Origin of the sequence: Mycobacterium sp. DL592 (assembly GCF_011694515.1) — a bacterium.
In the GTDB taxonomy this organism is placed as follows: Bacteria; Actinomycetota; Actinomycetes; order Mycobacteriales; family Mycobacteriaceae; genus Mycobacterium.
On sequence record NZ_CP050192.1, the window covers coordinates 4550807 to 4572053 of the forward strand.

Sequence of the window (21247 nt, forward strand, 5' to 3'; positions counted from 1 at the left end):
CTGCAATCCTGCCCTACCAGGCGCGGGAAAGGTCGGCCCACTGCCTGATCCAGGCGTGCATGGCGATTCCCGCCGCCACCGCGGCATTGATGCTGCGGGTGGAGCCGAACTGGGCGATCGACACCGTCAGCGCGGCGCCGGTGTGGGCCGCCTCGGAGATCCCGGGACCCTCCTGTCCGAACACCAACAGGCAATCTCGGGGCAGCGCAGTCGTTTCCAGCGGTACGGCGCCGGGGACGTTGTCCACGGCGATCACCGTCAACCCGGATTCAGCGGCGAAACCCAGCAGCGCCTCGGTGCTGTCGTGGTGGGTCAGCCGTTGGTAGCGGTCGGTGACCATGGCACCGCGGCGATTCCACCGCCTGCGCCCGACGATGTGCACCGTGTCGACGGCGAACGCGTTCGCGGTGCGGACGACGGCGCCGATGTTGGCGTCATTGCCGAAGTTCTCGATCGCCACGTGTAGCCGGTGTCGGCGACGGTCGATATCGGCGATGATCGCTTCCCGAGTCCAGTACCGGTAGGCGTCGACGACGTTGCGCGCGTCGCCGTCGCGTAGCAGCTGTGGGTCGTAGCGCGGATCGTCGGGCGGATCTGTAGGCCACGGCCCGACTCCGGGCGCCCCGGTGCTCCATTCGGTGGGACCGGCGTCAGTCACGGGCGACCCACGCTGCAGGGGCGGGAAGAAACCAACACTCGAGCACCATATGCGGGTCGCCGCTGCCCGGGTCCGTCCTGCGAATGCTCGCCCGCACACCGGGCATCACCGCTTCGCGCATTGGCTACCGACCGCACCCACCGAGGCGGGCTGCCCGCTGCCCTGCGCGGCCTTGCGCGCCCCCGCACGATTGTTTGCTAGACGAATCAACTGCGGCAGCGCCGGCAATCGATTCGACGGGTGCTGGGGACGCACCGCCACAGACCCTTCGGACACCGTCTCGCAACGCCCGCGCAGGGCTCGCGATACGCCGTCCGCAGCGGCCGTTCTCGGTCCGTTGTGGCCCGTCAACCCCGCTTTGGACGTGTCGAAGACCACCCAACTCACCGGTAACGCCAATCTCCCTCCCGGCGATCAAAAGTGTAGGGTCTCGCGCCCCCTGTGCGACCCCACCACCTGTGACCTCGGTCATTGTCGATTCCGGACATCAAGTTCGGGGTTTCGCCAGCACGGGTTTGCCATCGCCGGCAAGCCCTACTGCCCAGTAGCGAATGTTTTTCGGGCTGACGGCTGGAGTCTTGGCCACTATGAGCGAGATACTAATAGTTGCGTAATCCCATAACTGGGGGCTACGCAACCGTGGCGTGACCTGCGGCAACCCCGTACGCAAGCCGTCTGATGGATGGGAAACGATGAACACTTCCGTGCTGGCCGTTCCTGACGAGACCCTCTACCACCTGCCTGAAACGATTAGCTGGCAGGACGAGGACACGGGGTGCACCATCGTGCTTGCTCAGCCCGACAGCGAACCCACTCTCTGGCAAGACTACCTCCAGGGAGCGGAGCGCAACTACCGCAAACACGGTGTGGAAGCCGCCCTGGACCTGGATTCGTTCAGCGACGGCCGCGACACCACGCTGTTCTACACCGCGCTGGACGCCGACGGCCGCGTGGTGGGCGGCCTGCGCGCCAAGGGTCCGTACTTCGACGCCGACGAGTCGCACGCGATCGTCGAATGGGAAGGACAGCCCGGGCAGGATATGGTCCGCAAGATGATCACCGACCGACTGCCGTTCGGCGTGGTCGAGATGAAGTCCGCATGGGTGTCCGACGACCCTGAGCGGGCCGGCTCACTGACCAACACGTTCGCGCGCACTGCGTTCCCCACGATGTCGTTGCTCGGCGCGCAGTTCATCATGGCCACGGCCGCAGCCCACGTGCTCGACCGGTGGAGCTCGTCCGGTGGCGTCGTGGCGAGCAAGGTCCCGGCCGCCGCGTACCCGAGTGACCGTTATCGCACCAAGTTGATGTTCTGGGACCGGCGCACCTTCGCCAACCACGCTGCCCCGCGGCAGCTGGCGAAGATCGTCAAGGAAATGCGCATGCTGGCTACGCTGTCCGACGAGTTCAGCGGCTTCGGCATGCAGTACGGGAGTGGCATGTGAGTTTCGACGTCTCCGCCGGTATCGGCGCGGACGCCTACAGCGCACACCTCCTGCACAGCGACAACCCCAACGACACCTCCGCACTGGACCGGCTGCGGTCTGACGCCACCATCGAAATCCTCGATCAGACCGCCGGATTCGCGGAGGCTCTGCAGGCGCTGCGTCCCACACCCGATTCGAACCTGCTCGCCGAGCCGATGCGCTGGGCCTACTACCCGTGGCGACGGGCGGTTGTCGCGATACCGGGTCCGCTGGCGTTTCGCCGGCTGCGACTCGACCGCAACCGCAACATGATCACCGCCGAGGAACAGGACCGGCTGGCCGAACTGCGTATCGGAGTGATCGGGCTGTCGGTGGGCCACGCAATCGCCCACACCCTGGCCGCGCAGGGCCTGTGCGGCGAACTGCGCCTGGCCGACTTCGACACCATGGAGCTGTCGAATCTGAATCGGGTTCCTGCAACGGTTTTCGACATCGGCGTCAATAAAGCTGTCGTCGCCGCCCGGCGGATCGCCGAGCTCGACCCCTACCTAACCGTCCGCGTCTCGACCGCCGGGATCACCCCGGATTCGATCGACGCGTTTCTCGACGGCCTCGACATCGTGGTCGAAGAGTGTGACTCGCTGGACATCAAGGCGGCCGTACGCGAGGCCGCCCGTACCCGCGGCATCCCGGTGCTGATGGCCAGCAGCGATCGCGGGCTGATCGACGTGGAGCGCTACGACCAGGACCCGCAACGGCCCATCCTGCACGGCCTCCTCGGCGATGTGAGCACCGCCGAGCTGGCGGGACTCAGCAGCAGCGACAAGGTTCCGCACGTGCTGCGGATCGTCGACGCAGCGCGGCTGTCCGACCGCGGAGCGGCATCGCTTGTCGAGGTCGGCCGCACCTTGTCGACCTGGCCGCAGGTGGCCGGCGACATCGCGGTCGGGGCGGCCAGCGTCGCCGAGGCGGTCCGCCGGATCGGTCTCGGCGAGCCCCTGCCGTCGGGGCGGGTTCGCATCGACGTCGCCCGCGCCCTCGACGAGCTCGCCGAACCTCCACGGCCACCGACGGTCCCACCAGCCACCGACATCGCACCTGGCCAGGACCACAGTCTGGAGCCGGTGCAGGTCGCCATCGCCGCCGCCGTGCAGCGCGCCCCTTCGGGGGGCAACATGCAACCGTGGCACATTGTGGCTCAGAATGATTCGGTGACCGTCGAGATGGCAACGCAGTACACCTCGACGATGGACGTCGCCTACCGGGGCAGCGCGGTCGCGATCGGCGCCTCGACGTTCAACGCGCGGGTGGTGGCCGCCGCTCGCGGCGCCCTGGGTCCGGTCACCTTCACCGAGGACGCCCCGAGGGTTCCGCTGCGGGCCACAATCGAGCTCGCCGACGGGCGGGACGACGCGTTGGCGGCGCTGTACGGCCCGATGCTCGACCGGGAGACCAATCGGCACCGCGGCATACCCACGCCCCTGGACGCGGCGACTGTGGCGGCGCTCAAGGGTGCGGCACAGGCCGAGGGCGGTGTCCTGCGACTGCTGACCGAGCGCGCCGACATCGAGCGCGCCGCCGAGATCCTCGCCGCCACCGACCGGATCCGCTACCTCCAGCACCGTCTGCACGCCGAGATGATCTCCGAGCTGCGCTGGCCCGACGAGGACATCAGCGACGGGCTCGACATCCGCGGACTCGAGCTCGACCCGGCCGACATCGCCACCCTGGACATCCTGCGCCGCGGCGACGTGATGGCTCGCCTAGCCGAGTGGAATGCGGGCCAGGCCCTCGGCGAAGACGTCACCAAACGGGTCCGCAGCAGTTCAGCCCTGGGCGTGGTCACGATGACCGGCCACACGCTCACCGACTACGCGCGCGGTGGCGCGGCCGTCGAGGCGGTGTGGATCGCCGCCGAGCAGCACCGGATCGGGATTCAGCCGGTGTCGCCGGTCTTCCTGTACGCCCACGATGACGGCGACCTGGCCGAGCTCGCCGCCGAGCACGTGCCTGCGCTGCGCTCCCTGCAACAGCAGTTCCGCGATCTGACCGGCACCGACCCCACCGAAGGACAGGCCCTGGTCCTGCGATTCATCCACGCTCCTAAGCCGTCTGTACGGAGCCGGCGCCGATCAATGGATGGCGAACGGATCCGATGAACGTCCCGCACCGCCTCGACAACCTCGTCACCGAGGTCGCCACCCGATTGATGGCGGCCACGTCGGCGACGTCGTCGGAGGTCAGCCGTGACGTGCTCGCCGAGCTGGTGACGACCTTCGGTGTCGATGTCAGCTTCCTTCGCTACAACGACCACTCGATCCGGGCCACCAAGCTCGTCGCCGAGTGGCCGCAGCGGCCCGAGGTTCCGGATCCGGATCCACTCGGGGTGGTCTACTTCGCCGACGCGGATCCGATTTTCGCCGCCGCCGAACACGCCAAGGAACCGGTGTTCTTCTCCCCCGAGCCGGTGGAAGAAGAGGCGGAGGACTACCAGCGCCGCGTCGCGGAAGCCGGCTATGCGCTGCCCTCGCTGGCCTCGGTGCCGCTGCTGTCCGGCGACGTCACCACCGGAGCCCTGGGATTCATCAAGTTCGGCATCAAGGACTGGTCGCCGGAAGAACTCAACGCGCTCAAGGCGATTGCCTCACTGTTTGCCCAGGTTCAGGCGCGGGTGGTCGCCGAAGACCAACTGCGCTATCTCGCCGAGCACGACGACCTGACCGGCCTCAGTAATCGCCGGGCGTTGCTGGCGCACTTGGACGAGCGGCTGCGCACGGGCAGGCCGGGCCCGGTGTCGGCGCTGTTCCTCGATCTCGACCGGCTCAAGGCCATCAACGACTATCTCGGCCACCACGCCGGTGACTGGTTCATCCGGACCTTCGCCGAGCGTCTACGCGAAGAGACCGACGAGGCCGACGTGATCGCACGCCTCGGTGGCGACGAGTTCGTGGTCGTTCCCGCGGCTCCGATGGGTGCCGCTGAGGCCGAGTCACTGGCGTACCGCCTGCAAGCGCTGTTGCGCGAACGCGTTGCGATCGGTGGCGAAATGCTCACCCGCACAGTCAGTATCGGTGTCGCACTGGGTTCACCGGGACGTGACACCACCTCCGATCTGCTCCGCCGCGCCGATCAGGCGGTGCTCAACGCCAAGAACGCCGGCGGCAACAAGATCGCGGTCTTCACCGACGAGATGTCACTGAGCAGTGAGTTCCGCAACGATATCGAGCTGCATCTGCAGGGTGTCATCGAGACCGGTTCGCTGATCCTGCACTACCTGCCCGAGGTCGACATGCGTACCGGTGAGGTGCTGGCGACCGAGGCTCTGGTGCGCTGGCAGCACCCGACCCGGGGACTGCTGCTTCCCGACTCGTTCATCCATGTTGCCGAATCCATCAACCTGGCAGGCGAATTGGGCCGCTGGGTCATGCGGACGGCATGTGAGCAGTTCAGCCGCTGGCAGGCCCAGGGCCTCGCCGAGAACGCGACGCTGCGGCTCAACGTCTCACCGGTTCAGCTCGTCACGGACGGATTCGTCGAAACGGTGCGGGAATCCATCGAGGAGTTCGGGCTCGACGGCAAGTCGGTATGTCTGGAGATCACCGAAAGTGTTGTGGTGCAAGACATCGAGACCACACGGACCACGCTTGCCGGGCTCAAGGAAGTCGGGGTGCAGGTCGCGATCGACGATTTCGGCACCGGCTACAGTGTGCTGACCCACCTCAAGTCCCTGCCGGTCGACACCCTCAAGATCGACAAGAGCTTCGTGCTGGACCTGGGCTCGAACCCCGGCGATCTGGCGATCGTCCGCGCGGTCATCGCACTCGCCGAAGCCTTCGAACTGGAGTTGGTTGCCGAGGGGGTGGAACACGAAACCGCGGCGTTGACCCTGCTGCAGCACGGCTGCCATCGCGCGCAGGGTTTCCTGCTCTCCCGCCCGCTGCCCGCCGATGCGATGGCCGAGCTGTTCGCGAAAAAGTTTGTCTCAGTTGACTTCGGCGCCGCCAAGGGGCGCTGAGTCAGCTCTGCTGCAGCAGTTCGACCCGGCCGAATCGGCTGGCTGACCGGCTGACAATGGCTACCTGTACGTCGATGTCGCGCAACTCGGGTTGGGCGGGCCACTCGGCACCACCGGGCATGGGTCCGGTGGACAGCGCTACACCTTCCAGCGCCCGCACCAGCCTGACACCCGACGGACCCTCGATGGCCGCTCCGGCCACCCGGCCGTCCTCGAACACCAACCGCTGGATCGCCGCTCCGTCGCCCTCGATCTCACGCTCGCGAGCCTGCTCGGCCAGCCAGGCCGCCAATGCCGGACCCGGCCGGTCGGCGTTCGGCCGATAGCCCCCGAGCACCGCCGCACGGATCGCGGTGCCGGACTCGCTGCGCATCGGGATCATGCCGTCGGGCACCCCGCTGTAGATCACCCCAAATGGCGACACCGCGCACTGGAGAGCCCAGTCCCGCAGTCTCGAGCCGACGAACGGGGCGATGGTGGCGTGCTTACCCTTCTTCGGGGTGACCGGCGGTTCGGGCACCGCCCGGGTCAGCGGCAGCTCCAGGTTCCCCGGGACGCGGGGCAGGGATCCGAGGTCATCGATCATCGCCTGCAGATACTCCAGCGTGTCCTCATCGGCAAGATCGGCCGGCGATACCGCGTCGGCGAAGACCACACTCAGACCGAGATCGGCGCACAGAATCGCGTGGGCCAGCGCGCCGGGACCGCTGCCCGCGCAGATGACGTCGACGACGTCATCCCAGTACAAGTTGGAGAACCGTTCGACGTTGTCGTCAGCAGTCATCGCCGCCAGCCTGGAGTAGCCACCTTCGGACCCCGAACCGAGAGTACGCATTGGGAGATTGTTACATACTTTTCCGCTGATTTACTACGGTCTGTATGACCTAGGGTCATACTCTAGCGCTGGACTACATTTATCCGTCGGGAAACACCCCTAGAAACGGGTTACGCGTCAGGGTTGCTGCATAATCGACAGTCGCGGGGGACACGGATGAAATGGATTCATTGGTGACGCAGCTGGGCGACAAGGCGACCGACACCACGCGTGCGCAGATCCTGCGCGCCGCGTGCCGTGAGTTCGCCGGCAAGGCCTACAGCTCGGTGAGCCTCGACGACATCCTGGCCAACGCCGAGGTCACCAAAGGCGCGATGTACTTCCACTTCCGGTCCAAGCATGCTCTGGCTGAGGCCATCATCGACGAACGCACCGCGATAACCCGCGGCTCGATCCACGAGATCATGGGCCGCAAGCTCTCCGGACTGGAGACGATCGTCGACATCGTCTACCTGGTCGCCGCCCAGGACTACACGACCGAGATCGGCCAGGCCGGGCTGAACCTGATGGATTCGGTCGGCCGCATCGAGGGTGTGCAAGCCAAACGACTGGACGAGTGGATCAGGGGCATGGCCGCGGCGGTGGCACGCGCCGTCCACGAAGGCGACATCGCCGAAGGCCGCGATCCCGAAGACGTTGCCCGCCTTATCATCTCGATGTACACCGGGACCAGGCTGACCACCGAACTAAACAACGCCGAGCAGTTCCTGCGCAACATGGAGAAGAACTGGAACCTCATCCTGCCCGGGTTCGCGGCCCCGGACCGGATCGACTACTTCAGCCAGTTCATCCGGCGCCGGACCGTCCAAGCCTTGAAGAACTGGAGGACCCCACCCGATGGGCCGTCAAGCTAGAGCAGAGGCAACCCGCGCCAGGATCATCGACGCCGCCGTCGAGCTCTTCGACGAAATCGGCTTCGCTGCAACAGGTCTCGGTGACATCATCGAACGAGCCGACATCACCAAAGGCGCGCTCTACTACCATTTCGAATCCAAGGAGTCGCTTGCGGCAGCCATCATCGAGGAGGCCACCGAGCGGGTGATCGGAACCTTCCGGGAGATCGCCAGCTCGTCGTCGCCGGCGCTGGAGAACATGGTGCACGGCTCGTTCGTCGTCCTCGGACTCATCGCCCACGACAAGCTGGCCCGGATCGGACGCCAACTCGCGCGGGCTCTCGGCCAGTTCAGCGATGCCGGTGCGCAGACCTACCAGGACTGGACCACCGTGGTGTCCGGTCAGGCCCACAAGGCCGCCGAGGAAGGCGACCTGCGGGACGGAGCCGACCCCGACGTCGTCGCCGCGACGATCATCGCGGTGCTGCTGGGTGTCGAGCAGTTGTCGACAGCCCTCAGCGCCGGCTCCGACATGCTGGTGCGGTTGTCGTGGGCCTGGCAGCTGCTGCTGCCCTCGATCGCCGCCGAGGAGTCACTTGCCTACTTCCAGCAGTACCTGGCACGGGAAGCGGTGCGGTTCAACCCGGGCGAACCCCAGCCGCAATGAGGCCTACGCCTCGTCTTCCCAAAGTTGTTCGGTGAGGTCCTGAAAAGTCGCCAGCGCCACCGGGTCGTCGCCACGCAACAGAGCCGACCTACTGAGCTTCGCGCGTACCGTCGAGCCGTCTGCGTGTCGCAGCTCCACCAGCAGATCGGCGTGCGCCCGAACAACGGAGACGACCGACGCGTCCGGCACGGTGCCGAAGATGTCGTCGAACTTCATCGCGAGCACGTCGTGAACGTCGAAGCCGACCATCACACCGAATGCCTCGTTGGCGAACAGGATCGTCCCGTCCTCACCGACTGCGAGCACCGGCACCGGCAGCCGCTCGAGCACCACGAGCGCAGGCATCTGCTGAAGGGTTTCCAGCGGTGACTGCCCGGACCGCCCCTGCCGTCGCCGCTCCATGACCCTGGTTATCCCTGCCTCAGGCCAGACCGAGATCGGCCAGCCCGAGGATGCTGCGGTAGGGCACACCTTCGGCTTCGATCGCCTCGGCGGCACCCGTCGCCCGGTCGACCACGGTCGCCACACCCACCACCGTCGCACCCGCGTCGCGGACGGCGTGCACCGCTGTCAGGGCCGAGCCGCCGGTGGTGCTGGTGTCCTCGACGACCAGCACGCGCTTACCCGCCACGTCGGCCCCTTCGATTTGGCGTTGCAGCCCATGGGCTTTCGCCGACTTGCGTACGACGAAGGCGTCGATGGGCCGGCCCGGTGCATGCATGACGGCGCTGGCCACCGGGTCGGCGCCCATGGTCAGTCCACCGACCGCGGCGTAGTCCCAGTCGGCGGTGAGCTCACGCATGAGACGGCCGATGAGCGGTGCGGCCTGGTGGTGCAGAGTCGCCCGGCGCAGGTCGACGTAGTAGTCGGCTTCTTTACCCGAGGACAGGGTGACCCGGCCGAAGACCACCGAGAGCTCGCGCACCAGTCGGGCGAGTTCGTCGCGTTGATCGGAGTTGATGTCAGGTGCGGTCACGGCCACGTCCAAATCCCTTTGTGAGCGCGCGGACCAGCCCGCGCGGAACGAGACGCCCGCCGGTCGTCAGCACTTTGTACTGCAGGCCGGGAACGCTGATGACTTTGCCCTTGGCCACATCGGCCAGGCTTTCGGCGACCACGTCGTCGACGGTGAGCCACATGATGTTCGGAATCGACGTCATGTTGATACCGGCGCGCTGATGGAACTCGGTGCGCACGAAGCCTGGGCATACCGCGTGAATGCTCACGCCGGTGCCGTCCAGACCGTTGGCCAACCCCTCGCTGAACGACACCACCCACGCCTTGGACGCCGAGTACGTCGAGCCGCGGCCGGACAGCAGCCCGGCCACACTCGAGATGTTGATGACCGTGCCGGAACCGGCGGCCAGCATCGGCGGCAGCGCGGCTCTGGTCAGCTGCATCACCGCGGTGACATTGACGTCGAGCTGTGCCTGCAGCATCGCCGGATCGGCGGTCCAGAACTCACCCGAAGTGCCGAAGCCGGCATTGTTGACCAGCACGGCGACCCCGGCGGCCAGCCGGTCGGCCACCGTGGCGCGGTCGGCTGCAACGCTGAGGTCGGCGGCCAGCACCTCGACGTCGACACCGTGGGCTGCGCGAAGTTCGGCGGCAAGGTCCTCGAGGCGCTCCGCGTTGCGGGCGACGAGGACCAGGTTGTAGCCGTCACGGGCGTAGCGGCGGGCATAGCCGGCGCCGAGACCTGAGGTGGGCCCGGTGACGAGGGCGACGGGACGGGACACGACGTGACCCTATCGAAAGTTCAGCGTTGGTAATTGGGGGCTTGCGTGCCGGCCTGGCTTGAGCCGCGCGGCTGCTGCGGACGCAGCGGGGGCGGCGAGTCGCTGCGGCCGGTCGGCAGCTCCCGACGACCTGCTGGTGCCAGCGGACGGCCCGGCGATGCGTTGCGCCGGCCCGCGGACTGGGTGAGCGCACCCTGCTGGGGCAGCGGGGGCAGCACGCGCAACAGGTCGTTGAACTGCCGCACGGTGCGCAGCCCCTCGTCCCACTGGGCGCGGCTCGAGGTGATCGGCATGGACACCAACGTCCAGTTCTGTTCGTTCCACATGATCTCGGCACAGTCGGGTGCGGTGTGGGCGAAGGTGACCATGCGGCGGTCGCAGGCGCGACGGGCGGCGTCGAGGTTGGTGGAGTACACCATCCGCGGGCCGATGGCGCCGAGCAGCCAGATGTCGTTCTCGCGCGGCTCGGCGATGCCCTTGAGCCGCAAGTCCATCACCACGTTGGTGCCGACCTTGCGATGCAATGCGATGACGGTGGCGACGTCTTCGAGATCGAAGATGTACACCGCTTCACCGCGGATCTGGCCGAGCACCACATTGCGGGCGGTGACCTCACCGACAGTCGACATCACGCCGCGGGTCCAGCGGCTGATGATCTCGCTGGACTCGGGCTCGTAGTCGAAGCCGTGCGACCGGGCCCAGGACTTGCGGCGACGGCCGAGACCGCGGCGTCGGCCGAGGTCGATGTATAGCAGCACCGCCGCGCCTACGAAGCAGAGCGCGGACAGCGTGAACCAGAACGGAACCATTAGCCCTAGCGTATCTGCTCACCCGCCAGAAGCGAGAACTCCAGCAGGTCACAAGCGGATTACAGGCCGGGATCCTCGCATCGGGGGTACCGCGACCAGGTGTGGACCCTCACCCGATGGCCCTGGGCAGCGGGTAGTCCGGGTACTGCATGCCGTCGTAGAGCCGGACGCCCTTATCGCTGAACCGGGCGACGGCACTGGTCAACCGGCCCGGCAACGCCGATAGCGCCCAGCCGGCGCCGACGAGGGCGCGGACTCCAAGCTGCGATCTGGGCACCAGCGACTTGGCGACGGTCCGGGCGAACGCACGGCTGTGCCGCACCGGATCGGCCATCACTGACTCGTAGGCGGCGAAGGCCGCGGTGTGATCGCCGCCTGCCCGCCCGAGTTCACCGGCCAGTACGTAGGCACCCAGCACCGCGAGGCTGGTGCTGCCGCCGACGCCCGGCCCCGGGCAGTAGCCCGCATCACCGACGAGTGTGACCCGGCCGCGCGACCAGCTGGTCAACTCGAGCTGAGTGATGGAATCGAAATAGAACGTGCCCGGACCGTCGAGCTCGGCAAGCCAGCGATCGACGGTGGCGCCCAGACCGGTGAACACGCCTCGCAACAGTGCGCGCTGCCGCGCGTAGTCACGATGGTGATACTCCAGCGGAGCCTCGGGGCAGAACAGAAAGACCGCGCGAGCGTCGTCGAGATGATCAGCGGTGTAGATCATCGCCCATCGGCGGGCGTCCAGGAAGCCCGTCAACTCGCCTTCGCGGGCAAGGCTTTTCGGCACCGAAAGCACAGCAAGATAGCCGCCGAGAAAGCGGCTGTGCCCGGCGTCGGGACCGAAGACCAGCTGTCGTACGCCCGAGTGCAGGCCGTCGGCCCCGATGACGATGTCGTAGCGTCGCCGCCCCGATCGGGCCAACTCCACGGTGCCGTCGTCGGCGATCGCGGTGATCTGTTCGCCGAAGATGTAGTCGACGTGTTGACGGCCGGCGTCGAAATAGATCTGGCTCAGATCGTCGCGCATGATCTCGACGTGCCGGTCAGACATCACCGACACCAATTTGAGGTAGTCGAGATCAGCCGGGCGCCGTGCCCCGATGCGGTGCAGCACCATCCGGGTAGTGCCGGTGGCCCAGGCCTGAATCTGGTCGATCACGCCCATCTGCTCGGAGATCTCCATCGCCGGACGGAACAGGTCGACGGCATGGCCGCCAGTTTTGCGCAGTTCCGGAGCGCGCTCGACCACCGTGACGTCGAATCCGCGGCGAGTCAACCAATAGGCCAGCACCGGTCCGGCGATGCTGGCGCCGGAAACGAGTACACGCACGGTGAATCTCCTTACTTAACGGTCGGTAAGCACATCACGCAGCTTACTTAACGATCGGTCAGTTAGGGTGGCTACGTGACCAGGCCGTCGTCAGGAACCCGTGAACGGATCCAGGACGTCGCCCGTGAACTGTTCGGGCAGAAGGGCGTGCAGCGCACCAGCCTGCAGGACATCGCCGACCGGCTCGGCATCACCAAACCCGCGCTCTACTACCACTTCAACTCACGCGAAGACCTGGTGCGCAGCATTCTGCAGCCGCTCATCGAGGAGGGCGAGCGCTTCGTCACCGAGCAGGAGGCTCGCGCCGTCGACCATCCGGCCACGCCGCGCGAGCTGCTCGAGGGCTACTTCGACTTTCACTACCGCCACCGCACCGACCTGATGCTAGTGGTCACCGAACTGACCACTCTGGCCGACCTCGGCTTGATCGACACACTGCTGGCCTGGCGAGAACGGCTGTGCCGGTTGGTGTTCGGGCCCCGGCCCACCCTGGAGCAGTCGGCCCGCGGGGTCATCGCATTCGGCGGTCTGCAGGACTGTTGCCTGCAATTCCCCGACAGTGCCCGTCGGCGATTGCGGGACGCGACCGTCGCCGGTGCGCTCGCCGCGCTGGGCATGCCCGACGCCTGAACGCACAAGGTCCCCGCACCGAAGTGCGGGGACCTTGTGTGAGCGCTCATCCCAGCTCGAGGGTCTTCGCGCGAGCGCTCATCCCAGGCCCGCGGTCTTCGCGCGAGCGCTCATCCCAGAATGAGCGAGTCACCGTCCGGCGAGAGGTTCACCGGCACGACGTCGCCGTCGTGCACATCACCGGCGAGCAACAGCTTCGCCAGCTGGTCTCCGATGGCCTGCTGCACCAGCCGCCGCAGCGGCCGGGCACCGTAAACCGGGTCGAAACCGCGGTCGGCCAGCCACTTCTTGGCGGGCAGCGACACCTCGAGTTCGAGGCGGCGCTGGGCGAGCCGCTTCTGCAATTGGGCCAGTTGGATATCAACAATCTGCACGAGCTGGTCCGGATCGAGCCCCTCGAAGATCAGCACATCGTCGAGGCGGTTGATGAACTCCGGCTTGAAGGCCGACCGAACCGCCGCCATCACCTGATCCTCGCTGCCGCCCGAACCGAGGTTCGATGTCAGGATGAGGATGGTGTTGCGGAAGTCGACCGTGCGGCCCTGACCGTCGGTCAGCCGGCCCTCGTCGAGGACCTGCAGCAGCACGTCGAACACGTCCGGGTGGGCCTTCTCGACTTCGTCGAACAGCACCACCGTGTACGGCCGGCGACGCACCGCCTCGGTGAGCTGACCGCCCTGGTCGTAGCCGATGTACCCGGGCGGGGCGCCGACGAGCCGGGCCACCGAGTGCTTCTCGCCGTACTCGCTCATGTCGATGCGGACCATTGCCCGTTCGTCGTCGAACAGGAAGTCGGCCAGCGCCTTGGCCAGTTCGGTCTTGCCGACACCGGTCGGACCGAGGAACAGGAACGACCCGGTCGGGCGGTTGGGGTCGGCGACCCCGGCCCGGCTGCGACGGACCGCGTCCGACACCGCCTGCACGGCCTTCTTCTGTCCGACGACTCGCTTGCCGAGTTCGTCCTCCATCCGCAGCAGCTTGGCGGTCTCGCCCTCGAGCAGCCGGCCGGCCGGAATTCCGGTCCACGCCGCGACGACATCGGCGATGTCGTCAGGTCCGACCTCTTCCTTGAGCATGACGTTGGCGTGCGCCTCCGCCTGGGGCAGCGCCGCGTCGAGCTTCTTCTCCACCTCGGGGATGCGGCCGTAACGCAGCTCGGCGGCCTTGGCCAGGTCGCCGTCACGCTCGGCCCGCTCGGATTCACCGCGCAGGTGCTCCAGCTCTTCCTTGAGGTCGCGGACGATGTCGATGGCGTTCTTCTCGTTCTGCCATCTGGTCGTCAGCTCAGCGAGTTTCTCCTTCTGGTCGGCCAGTTCGGCGCGCAGCTTGTCCAGTCGTTCCTTGGACGCGGCGTCCTCCTCCTTGGCCAGCGCCATCTCCTCGATCTCCAGGCGGCGCACCAGACGCTCGACCTCGTCGATCTCGACGGGACGGGAGTCGATCTCCATGCGCAGCCGCGATCCGGCCTCGTCGACCAGGTCGATGGCCTTGTCCGGCAGGAAGCGCGAGGTGATGTAGCGGTCGGACAGTGTCGCGGCCGCCACCAGGGCGGAGTCGGTGATCCGCACGCCGTGGTGCACCTCGTAGCGGTCCTTGAGACCGCGCAGGATTCCGACGGTGTCCTCGACCGAGGGCTCACCCACCAGAACCTGCTGGAAGCGACGTTCCAGGGCGGCGTCCTTCTCGATGTACTTGCGGTACTCCTCGAGCGTGGTGGCACCGACCATCCGCAGTTCACCACGGGCCAGCATCGGCTTGATCATGTTGCCGGCGTCCATCGCACCTTCACCGGTGGCTCCGGCACCGACGATGGTGTGCAGCTCGTCGATGAAGGTGATGATCTGCCCGGCCGAGTTCTTGATGTCGTCGAGGACAGCCTTGAGCCGCTCCTCGAACTCACCGCGGTACTTCGCGCCGGCAACCATGGACCCCATGTCCAGGGAGACGACGGTCTTGTCGCGCAGGCTTTCCGGTACGTCGCCTGCCACGATGCGCTGCGCCAGGCCTTCGACGATGGCTGTCTTGCCGACACCGGGCTCGCCGATGAGCACCGGGTTGTTCTTGGTGCGCCGGCTGAGCACCTGGATGACGCGACGAATCTCGTTGTCGCGCCCGATGACCGGGTCGAGCTCGCCTTCACGGGCGCGCGCGGTCAGGTCGGTGGAGTACTTCTCCAGAGCCTGGTAGCTGGCTTCCGGATCGGGACTGGTGACCCGGGCACTGCCGCGCACCTTCACGAATGCCTCGCGCAGGGCCTGCGGCGACGCACCCGCTCCGGTCAGCAGCTTGGCGACCTCGGAGTCGCCGGTGGCCAGCCCGACCATCAGGTGTTCGGTAGAGACGTACTCGTCGTCCATCTCGGTGGCCAGTTGCTGAGCAGCGGTGATCGCGGCAAGCGACTCACGCGAGAGCTGCGGCTGTGAGGTCGCACCGCTGCTCGTGGGAAGTCGGTCGACCAGCCGTTGCGCCTCGGTGCGGATCGTGGCCGGATTGACCCCGACAGCCTCGAGCAATGGCGCAGCGATGCCGTCGGCCTGCGTGAGCAGCGCCAACAGCAAGTGGGCGGGCCTGATCTCCGGGTTACCGGCCGCACTGGCAGCCTGCAACGCGGCGGTCAGTGCCGCCTGAGTCTTGGTTGTCGGGTTGAAAGAATCCACGACACCTCCATTTCGTCTAGAAAAGCTTGTCGAGGTTTACAACGCCGCCAATGTTGAGTCTGTTCCGCTCAAGTCTACGAATTTCCACGGATCTACGGTAGGGCCTTCCGGCACATCTTTTTCCGCCCCTCACTCGAACATATGATCGATCAATGGGTGAGCGTACGTCGATCGGCTACAACGGCCAGCCCGTGCCGGCGCCGTTTCGGCCGGTGCGCCCACCGCAGCCCGTGCTCGTCGACCTGACCGCGCTGTTTCCCCGCGCGCCGCACCGCACCGGGCACTATCACCCGCACGGCCTACAGATGCACAAGGTCGTAGAAGGAACGTTGAGCTGCTGGGGTCTGTGCGAGCAGGGCGACTGGTGGGGTCTGGTCACCTATGAGATCGCCTACGGAGCCAAGCGCAAGCCGGTGGACGCACTGGGTGCCGGCCTGGATGCTCAAACCCAGCACCAGGACATCGGGCACCCGCTGATGAGCTAAACGACGAACCCGCCGTCGACGGTGACATGGGCCCCGGTCATGAACGCGGACTCGGGGCCGGCCAGGAAACTCACCACGGCGGCGATGTCACTGGTGTGGCCATACCGCCCCAGCGGCATGATGCTGCGCAGGCTGTCGGCGAACTCGCCCTCGTCGGGATTCATGTCGGTGGCGACCGGCCCGGGCTGGACGTTGTTGACGGTGATCCCGCGCGGGCCGAGTTCGCGGGCCAGCCCACGGGTAAACGACGCCACCGCGCCCTTGGTCATCGCGTACACCGAAAGCCCCGGGCCTGGCACCCGGTCGGCGTTGACGCTGCCGATGTTGATGATCCGTGCCCCTTCACCCAGGTGGGGAATCGCGCTGCGGGTCGCCCAGAACACGCCACCGATGTTGATCGCCACCATGGTGTCGAACTGCTCGGCGGTGAGGTCCTCGATGGCGGCTATCTCGGCGACGCCCGCATTGTTCACCAGGACGTCCAGGCCGCCGAGTTCGGCGATGCTGCGCTCGACCGCAGCTGCGATCTGGGACCGATCGGCGGCGTCGGCGCGGATCGCCACCGCCTTACCGCCGTTGCCCGCCACATCGGCGACCAGCTTCTCGGCCACGGCTGCCGAATTGGCATAGGTGAAGGCCACGGCAGCTCCGTCGGCGGTCAGTCGCCGCACGATCTCCGCGCCGATGCCGCGCGATCCGCCGGTCACCAGTGCCCGCCGCCCAGTTAGTGATGCTGTGCTCATGGTCGATGCTCCCAGGGTTGTCGTGGCTTCGTTCGGGTCAAGCGTGGCAGCAGAGGCCGAGATTCCTGACGTGACGGGCATCACATAGATGGCAACCTAGCTGTGGGAGTAGTCCCAGTACTGCAGCCACTGCACAGCCGCGAACAGCGTGAGCGTCGCCAGGTAGCCGGCGACCAGCACGGTGGCACCAACCATCGTGGTGCGCACCCCGGCCCCGTCGACGGGGTCGAGCCACCGGCGAAACCGCCGTCCGGCCCAGGGCATCAGCACCCACTGCAGCGCGGCAACGCTGACCACCTGGCTCAGCCACATCGCCAGCCACGGCGGGGCACCCGAACCATCGAGCAGCGGACCCACGAATCGCGACAACAGCATCACCGTCGGGTACAGCACCAACAGGATCAGCATCGCGGTCTTCCACTTCGGGGTGATCGCCGTGCGGCCGTTCTCGGTGCGAATCGTCGTACCGAAGGCCGTCGTGGCGAACACCTGGGAGAACTCCCGGCTCAGACTCGAACGCAGCGGGCCGAGCGCGTCGATCCGTTCTTGCGACCCAAGCCAGGTCACCAGCTGATCATCGGTACGGAATCGCAACACCGAAAACGACTCACCGCTCGCGCCGGGGGCGAAGGCGCAGCACCCTTCGAAACCACCGAACCGAGAGCTCGCTCCGGCCAATTGCGCTTGCGCAGCGATGAATTCGGCTTCCCTGCCGGCCGACACGGCGTGCCTGAACAGGCCCACACCGGAGGGCACCCGACCGTCCTCGGTGATCACCAGATCAGCGGTGGCGCGCAGGATGCCCCGCGCCTCACCGAGATCGAGCACTGCTCGGCGGGCGTCGCTGTCCAGCCACGCGTGCAGCGCCCGTTCAGTGCCGAAGCTGGCCGCGATGCCCCAGTCCAGGCGCGACTCCCCCAGCACCGAGACGCGGAAGTCGGTCGCCTCGCCGGCCGTCGCCTGCAGATCACCGGCCCACTTGGTGAAGCCGGCCGAGTCGTTCGTCGGGTGAAAGATCGTGACGACCGTCGCTGCGCTCATGGCCGTCAGGATCTCACCTCAGTAGGGATGCTTGCCGGGGCGGTGCTGCCATGCCTCGTAGGCAGCCGCCGCCAGGTCGGGCCGGAACTGCCGGATGGCGATGCTGCGCTGCGCATAGGGCTTGGCGAAATCGTCGTACTGAAACTCGTCGTCGAAACCTATCCGGCTCGTCTCGGCGAGGTCGTTTGCGAAGTACACGGCGTCGATTCGGGCCCAGTAGATGGCGCTCATACACATCGGACAAGGTGCACCGCTGATATAAATCTCATGTCCCATAAGCATTTTCGCCCTCATCGGCACCTTGTCAGCCGATCCAGGTGGACGTGGGACAAGTTCGAGGAGCGACTCGTTGACCCGGTCGACGGCAATCGTGGGCGCCTCCGGATTGAGTGTGGCGCATGCCCTCCTGATGGTCTCGATCTCCGCGTGCGCGGTGACATCACCGGTCAGCAGTACCCGATTCTGGCCGCGCGCAACGATCTCGCCGTCCTTGACGATCACCGCCCCGAACGGCCCGCCCCAGCCGTTATCCACCGACTCCTTGGCCAGCCGGCACGCCTCGACCATCAGCTCGTCAGGGCTCATATCGATTCCCTCCGCCGACAACCGATTTCGGATTCAGCCGCTACCGTAGCGCTTCGGTGTGCGCGCGCAACCCGAGCGCTCAGTACGCGCCGGCGTTCGGTGGCGATGTCGTGGCGTACGGATTGGTGACCGTGACGGTCGTCGTCGGAGTAGGCGTGGGGGAATTCTCCGGCGGCGGCGTCAACTCGCCAGCGGTCTCGACAGGCGGCGGTGGTGGCGGCCCGACGGTGGGGTTCAACTCCGTGGTGGAGATCGGCCGTGTTGTCGTCGTTGTCGTGGGCGTCCTGGAGGTCGTCGTCGACGTGGTTCGAGTCACCGACGACTGCGTCGCAGGACTCTCGCGGTGCCGTGAGCTCTGCGCGGTGTGGATCACCGCGAACAGCAAGATCAGCAACAACAGCCCCGCTGCTATCCCCGAGACGTAGATCAGGGCGTTCTGGCGGCGACCGTGGCCGTCGTCACCCTTTTCCTCGTCGGCATCCGTGCCCACGGGCACAGATAGTACGGTCAGCCGTGGCCGCACGTTGTCCGACTACGGCAGGAGACACCCGTGACGAGCAGTCTTGGCTCAGAGCTAGCCGAACTCATCCCGCTGGCGCTGGTGATCACGCTCTCGCCGCTGTCGATCATTCCCGGCATCCTGATGCTGCACACACCCGCTCCGCGCCCGACCAGCATGGCCTTCCTGCTCGGCTGGATTGTCGGCATCGGCGGTCTGACGGCGGGGTTCGTGGCGATCTCGAACGCGCTCGGCGGGCTCAACAAGCAGCCGCAGTGGGCGCCCTACGTTCGCATCGCGATCGGTGTCGCGCTCATCGTGTTCGGGCTCTACCGATGGTTCACCCGCAACCGCTCCGCGCACACTCCGGCCTGGCTGACGTCGATGACCACCATCAAGCCCCCACGCGCTTTCGTCACCGCGGTCGTCCTCGCGGTGATCAACCCGAAGGTTCTGTTCATGTGTGCCGCAGCGGGTTTGGCCATCGGTTCAGCCGGCCTGGGTGCCACCGGTGCGTGGACCGCGGACCTGGTGTTCACCGCGGTCGCCGCGTCGTCGGTCGCGCTGCCGGTGCTGGCCTACCTGGTGGCCGGCGAGCGACTTGACGAGCCGCTGACCAAGCTGAAGAACTGGATGGAAGAAAAGCACGCGGTCCTAGTGGCGGGGATCCTCATCGTCATCGGTGTGATGGTGTTGTACAAGGGCGTTCACGGCCTCTAGCCGCAGGTGACTCCCACTCCGCTACCGCCCCTCGATGGTGGGCCTAAGATCGCGCCGTGGGCCTCGAGGATCGTGACGCACTGCTGGTGCTGCAGGCTGCGCTGGACCCGCACGCGGCCGGCTCCGACGAGCTGATCCGCCGCCTGTACACCCGGTGGTTCGCCATCGACACCGGGGTGCGGGACCTGTTCCCGCCCGAGCTGGGCCACCAGCGCGCGGTGTTCGGGCAGGCCATGCACTGGGTGTTTGGCGAGTTCGTGGCACAACGCGCACAGGCCCCGGTGGCCTTCCTGGCGCAGCTCGGCCGGGACCACCGCAAATACGGTGTGACGCAAGGGCATTACGCGACGTTGCGGCAGGCCTGGTACACCACGATGCGCAGCCACCTCATCGACGACTGGAGCCATGCGGTCGACGACGCCGCGACCCAGGCGATCAACCTGATCATCGGGATCATGTCCGGGGCGGCCGACGCCGAGGAGGGCCCGGCCTGGTGGGACGGCACGGTCGTCGAACACCACCGGGTATCCCGTGACCTCGCGGTGGTGCGGCTGAAGCTGGATCGGCCGATGCCCTACCACCCGGGCCAGTACGTGAACGTCCAGATTCCGCAGTGGCCGCGGCGCTGGCGGTATCTGTCCCCCGCCATGCCGTCGGACCCGGACGGCTATATCGAGTTCCACGTCCGGTCCGTGCTCGGCGGGATGGTCAGCAACTCGATGGTCTCCGAGTGCGGCCCCGGCGACCGCTGGCGCCTGTCGAGCCCGCACGGCGCACTCGAGGTCGACCGCGACGGCGGCGACGTGCTGATGGTGGCGGGCAGCACCGGCCTCGCCCCGCTGCGGGCGATCATCATGGACCTGTGCCGGTTCGGCGACAACCCGCGGGTCCACCTGTTCTTCGGTGCCCGCTATCCCTGCGAGCTCTACGACCTGCGCACCCTGTGGGAGATCGCAGCCACCAGCCCGTGGCTGTCGGTCTCGCCGGTGTCGGAGTATCCCGGCGACCCGCCGTGGGCTGCGGACTACCCCGACGTGCAACCGCCGCGCGGACTGCACGTTCGCCAGACCGGGCGGCTGCCCGAGGTGGTGACGAAGTACGGCGGCTGGGGTGATCGGCAGATACTGATCTGCGGCGGACCCGACATGGTGCGCGCCACCCGCGAAGCCCTGATCAGCAAGGGCGCACCACCGGATCGCATCCAGCACGATCCGCTCTCGGGTTGAGGCCGCGGGCCACGACTTCTGTGACTTTCGTCCCTTACGTACACCTCTGCATGCGACGACCATCACAGTCCATGGGGTTGGTAATAAGGGGCTGGGATGACGACCACCGGTTCGGCTGACGAGGCCGTGGACCGCGAACTCGACTCCGTCGCTTGGCAATTCCTCTGTTCGCGCTTCACCGGGCGCGAGTACTGGGACTACTCGCTCGAGCGGCGGCTGGACGCGTACCTGCGTCATCACGGCCACGGGGACATTCTCAAAGACGGTGCCGCCTACGCCGCGCTGATCGAACGGGTGATGGCAAACCTGGGGCGGGCACGCCGCGACGGCGTGCTCACCCCGCCGCAGTTCTAG

At 66.9% G+C, this 21247-nt stretch carries 21 protein-coding genes and 1 pseudogene; 11 read left to right on the plus strand and 11 right to left on the minus strand.

Features of this window, described 5'->3' with window-relative positions; genetic code table 11:
• Positions 1–13: 13 nt before the first annotated feature.
• Complete coding sequence (locus HBE64_RS21940; protein ID WP_167107093.1) at positions 14–658, minus strand: RNA methyltransferase; 645 nt, start codon at positions 656–658, stop codon at positions 14–16.
• A 692-nt stretch (positions 659–1350) separates the two neighbouring features.
• Here HBE64_RS21940 and HBE64_RS21945 point away from each other — a divergent pair.
• Genes HBE64_RS21945 through HBE64_RS21955 form a run of 3 tightly spaced genes read left to right on the plus strand, consistent with a single transcriptional unit; the run spans position 1351 to position 6100 of the window.
• Positions 1351–2103 carry a hypothetical protein gene (locus tag HBE64_RS21945; protein ID WP_167107096.1) on the plus strand — a complete coding sequence of 251 codons (753 nt, stop codon included), beginning with the start codon at positions 1351–1353 and terminating at the stop codon, positions 2101–2103.
• Positions 2100–4244 (plus strand): Rv1355c family protein, encoded by a 2145-nt coding sequence (locus HBE64_RS21950; RefSeq protein WP_167107099.1) that lies wholly within the window; start codon positions 2100–2102, stop codon positions 4242–4244. Before HBE64_RS21945 ends, HBE64_RS21950 begins: the two co-directional genes overlap by 4 nt.
• Complete coding sequence (locus tag HBE64_RS21955) at positions 4241–6100, plus strand: bifunctional diguanylate cyclase/phosphodiesterase (protein ID WP_167107102.1); 1860 nt, start codon at positions 4241–4243, stop codon at positions 6098–6100. The genes HBE64_RS21950 and HBE64_RS21955 overlap by 4 nt, the downstream gene beginning before the upstream one ends.
• A 1-nt stretch (position 6101) precedes the next feature.
• Here HBE64_RS21955 and HBE64_RS21960 read toward each other — a convergent pair whose 3' ends face one another.
• Entirely contained in the window at positions 6102–6884 is a 783-nt protein-coding gene (locus HBE64_RS21960; RefSeq protein WP_167107105.1) for an FAD-binding protein, read from the minus strand.
• A 224-nt stretch (positions 6885–7108) separates the two neighbouring features.
• On the opposite strand from HBE64_RS21960, the gene HBE64_RS21965 reads away from it, so the two are divergent.
• Together HBE64_RS21965 and HBE64_RS21970 are read left to right on the plus strand one after the other, a co-directional pair.
• Positions 7109–7789 (plus strand): TetR/AcrR family transcriptional regulator, encoded by a 681-nt coding sequence (locus HBE64_RS21965; RefSeq protein WP_243841418.1) that lies wholly within the window; start codon positions 7109–7111, stop codon positions 7787–7789.
• Positions 7773–8435: a ScbR family autoregulator-binding transcription factor gene (locus HBE64_RS21970; RefSeq protein ID WP_167107111.1), complete on the plus strand. Its 663-nt coding sequence runs from the start codon at positions 7773–7775 to the stop codon at positions 8433–8435. Before HBE64_RS21965 ends, HBE64_RS21970 begins: the two co-directional genes overlap by 17 nt.
• A 3-nt stretch (positions 8436–8438) precedes the next feature.
• Here the strand turns inward: HBE64_RS21970 and HBE64_RS21975 are convergent, their stop codons facing one another.
• The 5 genes from HBE64_RS21975 to HBE64_RS21995 all read right to left on the minus strand — a co-directional run bounded on the left by HBE64_RS21975 (position 8439) and on the right by HBE64_RS21995 (position 12307).
• Positions 8439–8837: a PAS domain-containing protein gene (locus HBE64_RS21975; protein WP_167107114.1), complete on the minus strand. Its 399-nt coding sequence runs from the start codon at positions 8835–8837 to the stop codon at positions 8439–8441.
• Positions 8838–8856: 19 nt separating this feature from the next.
• Complete coding sequence (pyrE, locus tag HBE64_RS21980) at positions 8857–9396, minus strand: orotate phosphoribosyltransferase (RefSeq protein ID WP_167109548.1); 540 nt, start codon at positions 9394–9396, stop codon at positions 8857–8859.
• A gap of 1 nt (position 9397) precedes the next feature.
• Positions 9398–10174 carry an SDR family oxidoreductase gene (locus HBE64_RS21985; protein WP_167107117.1) on the minus strand — a complete coding sequence of 259 codons (777 nt, stop codon included), beginning with the start codon at positions 10172–10174 and terminating at the stop codon, positions 9398–9400.
• A gap of 20 nt (positions 10175–10194) precedes the next feature.
• A complete protein-coding gene (gene ttfA, locus HBE64_RS21990; RefSeq protein ID WP_167107120.1) occupies positions 10195–10983 on the minus strand; it encodes a trehalose monomycolate transport factor TtfA in 789 nt (262 codons plus the stop codon).
• Positions 10984–11092: 109 nt separating this feature from the next.
• On the minus strand, positions 11093–12307 hold the full coding sequence (locus HBE64_RS21995; protein ID WP_167107123.1) for an FAD-dependent monooxygenase: 1215 nt from the start codon (positions 12305–12307) through the stop codon (positions 11093–11095).
• 75 nt (positions 12308–12382) lie between these two features.
• On the opposite strand from HBE64_RS21995, the gene HBE64_RS22000 reads away from it, so the two are divergent.
• The gene (locus HBE64_RS22000) at positions 12383–12937 is read left to right on the plus strand and encodes a TetR/AcrR family transcriptional regulator (protein ID WP_167107126.1); all 555 of its coding nucleotides are present in this window, start codon (positions 12383–12385) and stop codon (positions 12935–12937) included.
• A gap of 110 nt (positions 12938–13047) precedes the next feature.
• On the opposite strand, the gene clpB is transcribed toward HBE64_RS22000, so the two are convergent.
• Complete coding sequence (clpB, locus tag HBE64_RS22005) at positions 13048–15594, minus strand: ATP-dependent chaperone ClpB (protein ID WP_167107129.1); 2547 nt, start codon at positions 15592–15594, stop codon at positions 13048–13050.
• A 152-nt stretch (positions 15595–15746) separates the two neighbouring features.
• Here clpB and HBE64_RS22010 point away from each other — a divergent pair.
• Positions 15747–16071 (plus strand): annotated as a pseudogene (locus HBE64_RS22010) (hypothetical protein).
• A 4-nt stretch (positions 16072–16075) separates the two neighbouring features.
• Here HBE64_RS22010 and HBE64_RS22015 read toward each other — a convergent pair.
• The 3 genes from HBE64_RS22015 to HBE64_RS22025 form a co-directional block, all read right to left on the minus strand.
• Positions 16076–16822: a 3-oxoacyl-ACP reductase family protein gene (locus HBE64_RS22015; protein ID WP_167107132.1), complete on the minus strand. Its 747-nt coding sequence runs from the start codon at positions 16820–16822 to the stop codon at positions 16076–16078.
• A 96-nt stretch (positions 16823–16918) separates the two neighbouring features.
• A complete protein-coding gene (locus HBE64_RS22020) occupies positions 16919–17863 on the minus strand; it encodes an antibiotic biosynthesis monooxygenase (RefSeq protein ID WP_167107135.1) in 945 nt (314 codons plus the stop codon).
• Positions 17864–17881: 18 nt separating this feature from the next.
• Positions 17882–18448: a nucleoside deaminase gene (locus HBE64_RS22025; protein ID WP_167107138.1), complete on the minus strand. Its 567-nt coding sequence runs from the start codon at positions 18446–18448 to the stop codon at positions 17882–17884.
• Between the two features lie 56 nt (positions 18449–18504).
• Between HBE64_RS22025 and HBE64_RS22030 the strand changes: the two genes are divergently transcribed.
• The 4 genes from HBE64_RS22030 to HBE64_RS22045 all read left to right on the plus strand — a co-directional run bounded on the left by HBE64_RS22030 (position 18505) and on the right by HBE64_RS22045 (position 21247).
• Entirely contained in the window at positions 18505–18873 is a 369-nt protein-coding gene (locus HBE64_RS22030) for a hypothetical protein (RefSeq protein WP_167107141.1), read from the plus strand.
• 125 nt (positions 18874–18998) lie between these two features.
• Positions 18999–19667, plus strand: coding sequence for a GAP family protein (locus tag HBE64_RS22035; protein WP_167107144.1), 669 nt, complete (start codon positions 18999–19001; stop codon positions 19665–19667).
• A gap of 56 nt (positions 19668–19723) precedes the next feature.
• The gene (locus HBE64_RS22040; protein WP_167107146.1) at positions 19724–20893 is read left to right on the plus strand and encodes an FAD-binding oxidoreductase; all 1170 of its coding nucleotides are present in this window, start codon (positions 19724–19726) and stop codon (positions 20891–20893) included.
• Between the two features lie 96 nt (positions 20894–20989).
• Positions 20990–21247 (plus strand): hypothetical protein, encoded by a 258-nt coding sequence (locus HBE64_RS22045; RefSeq protein WP_167107149.1) that lies wholly within the window; start codon positions 20990–20992, stop codon positions 21245–21247.

Excerpts from the sequence above, each read along its gene's own strand:
- HBE64_RS21960 (WP_167107105.1), bottom strand. The coding sequence starts at position 6,884 with ATGACTGCTGACGACAACGTCGAACGGTTCTCCAACTTGTACTGGGAT.
- HBE64_RS21975 (WP_167107114.1), bottom strand. The coding sequence starts at position 8,837 with ATGGAGCGGCGACGGCAGGGGCGGTCCGGGCAGTCACCGCTGGAAACC.
- HBE64_RS22025 (WP_167107138.1), bottom strand. The coding sequence starts at position 18,448 with ATGAGCCCTGACGAGCTGATGGTCGAGGCGTGCCGGCTGGCCAAGGAG.
- HBE64_RS21955 (WP_167107102.1), top strand. The coding sequence starts at position 4,241 with ATGAACGTCCCGCACCGCCTCGACAACCTCGTCACCGAGGTCGCCACC.
- HBE64_RS22015 (WP_167107132.1), bottom strand. The coding sequence starts at position 16,822 with ATGAGCACAGCATCACTAACTGGGCGGCGGGCACTGGTGACCGGCGGA.
- HBE64_RS22020 (WP_167107135.1), bottom strand. The coding sequence starts at position 17,863 with ATGAGCGCAGCGACGGTCGTCACGATCTTTCACCCGACGAACGACTCG.
- HBE64_RS21945 (WP_167107096.1), top strand. The coding sequence starts at position 1,351 with ATGAACACTTCCGTGCTGGCCGTTCCTGACGAGACCCTCTACCACCTG.
- ttfA (WP_167107120.1), bottom strand. The coding sequence starts at position 10,983 with ATGGTTCCGTTCTGGTTCACGCTGTCCGCGCTCTGCTTCGTAGGCGCG.
- HBE64_RS22045 (WP_167107149.1), top strand. The coding sequence starts at position 20,990 with ATGACGACCACCGGTTCGGCTGACGAGGCCGTGGACCGCGAACTCGAC.
- HBE64_RS21970 (WP_167107111.1), top strand. The coding sequence starts at position 7,773 with ATGGGCCGTCAAGCTAGAGCAGAGGCAACCCGCGCCAGGATCATCGAC.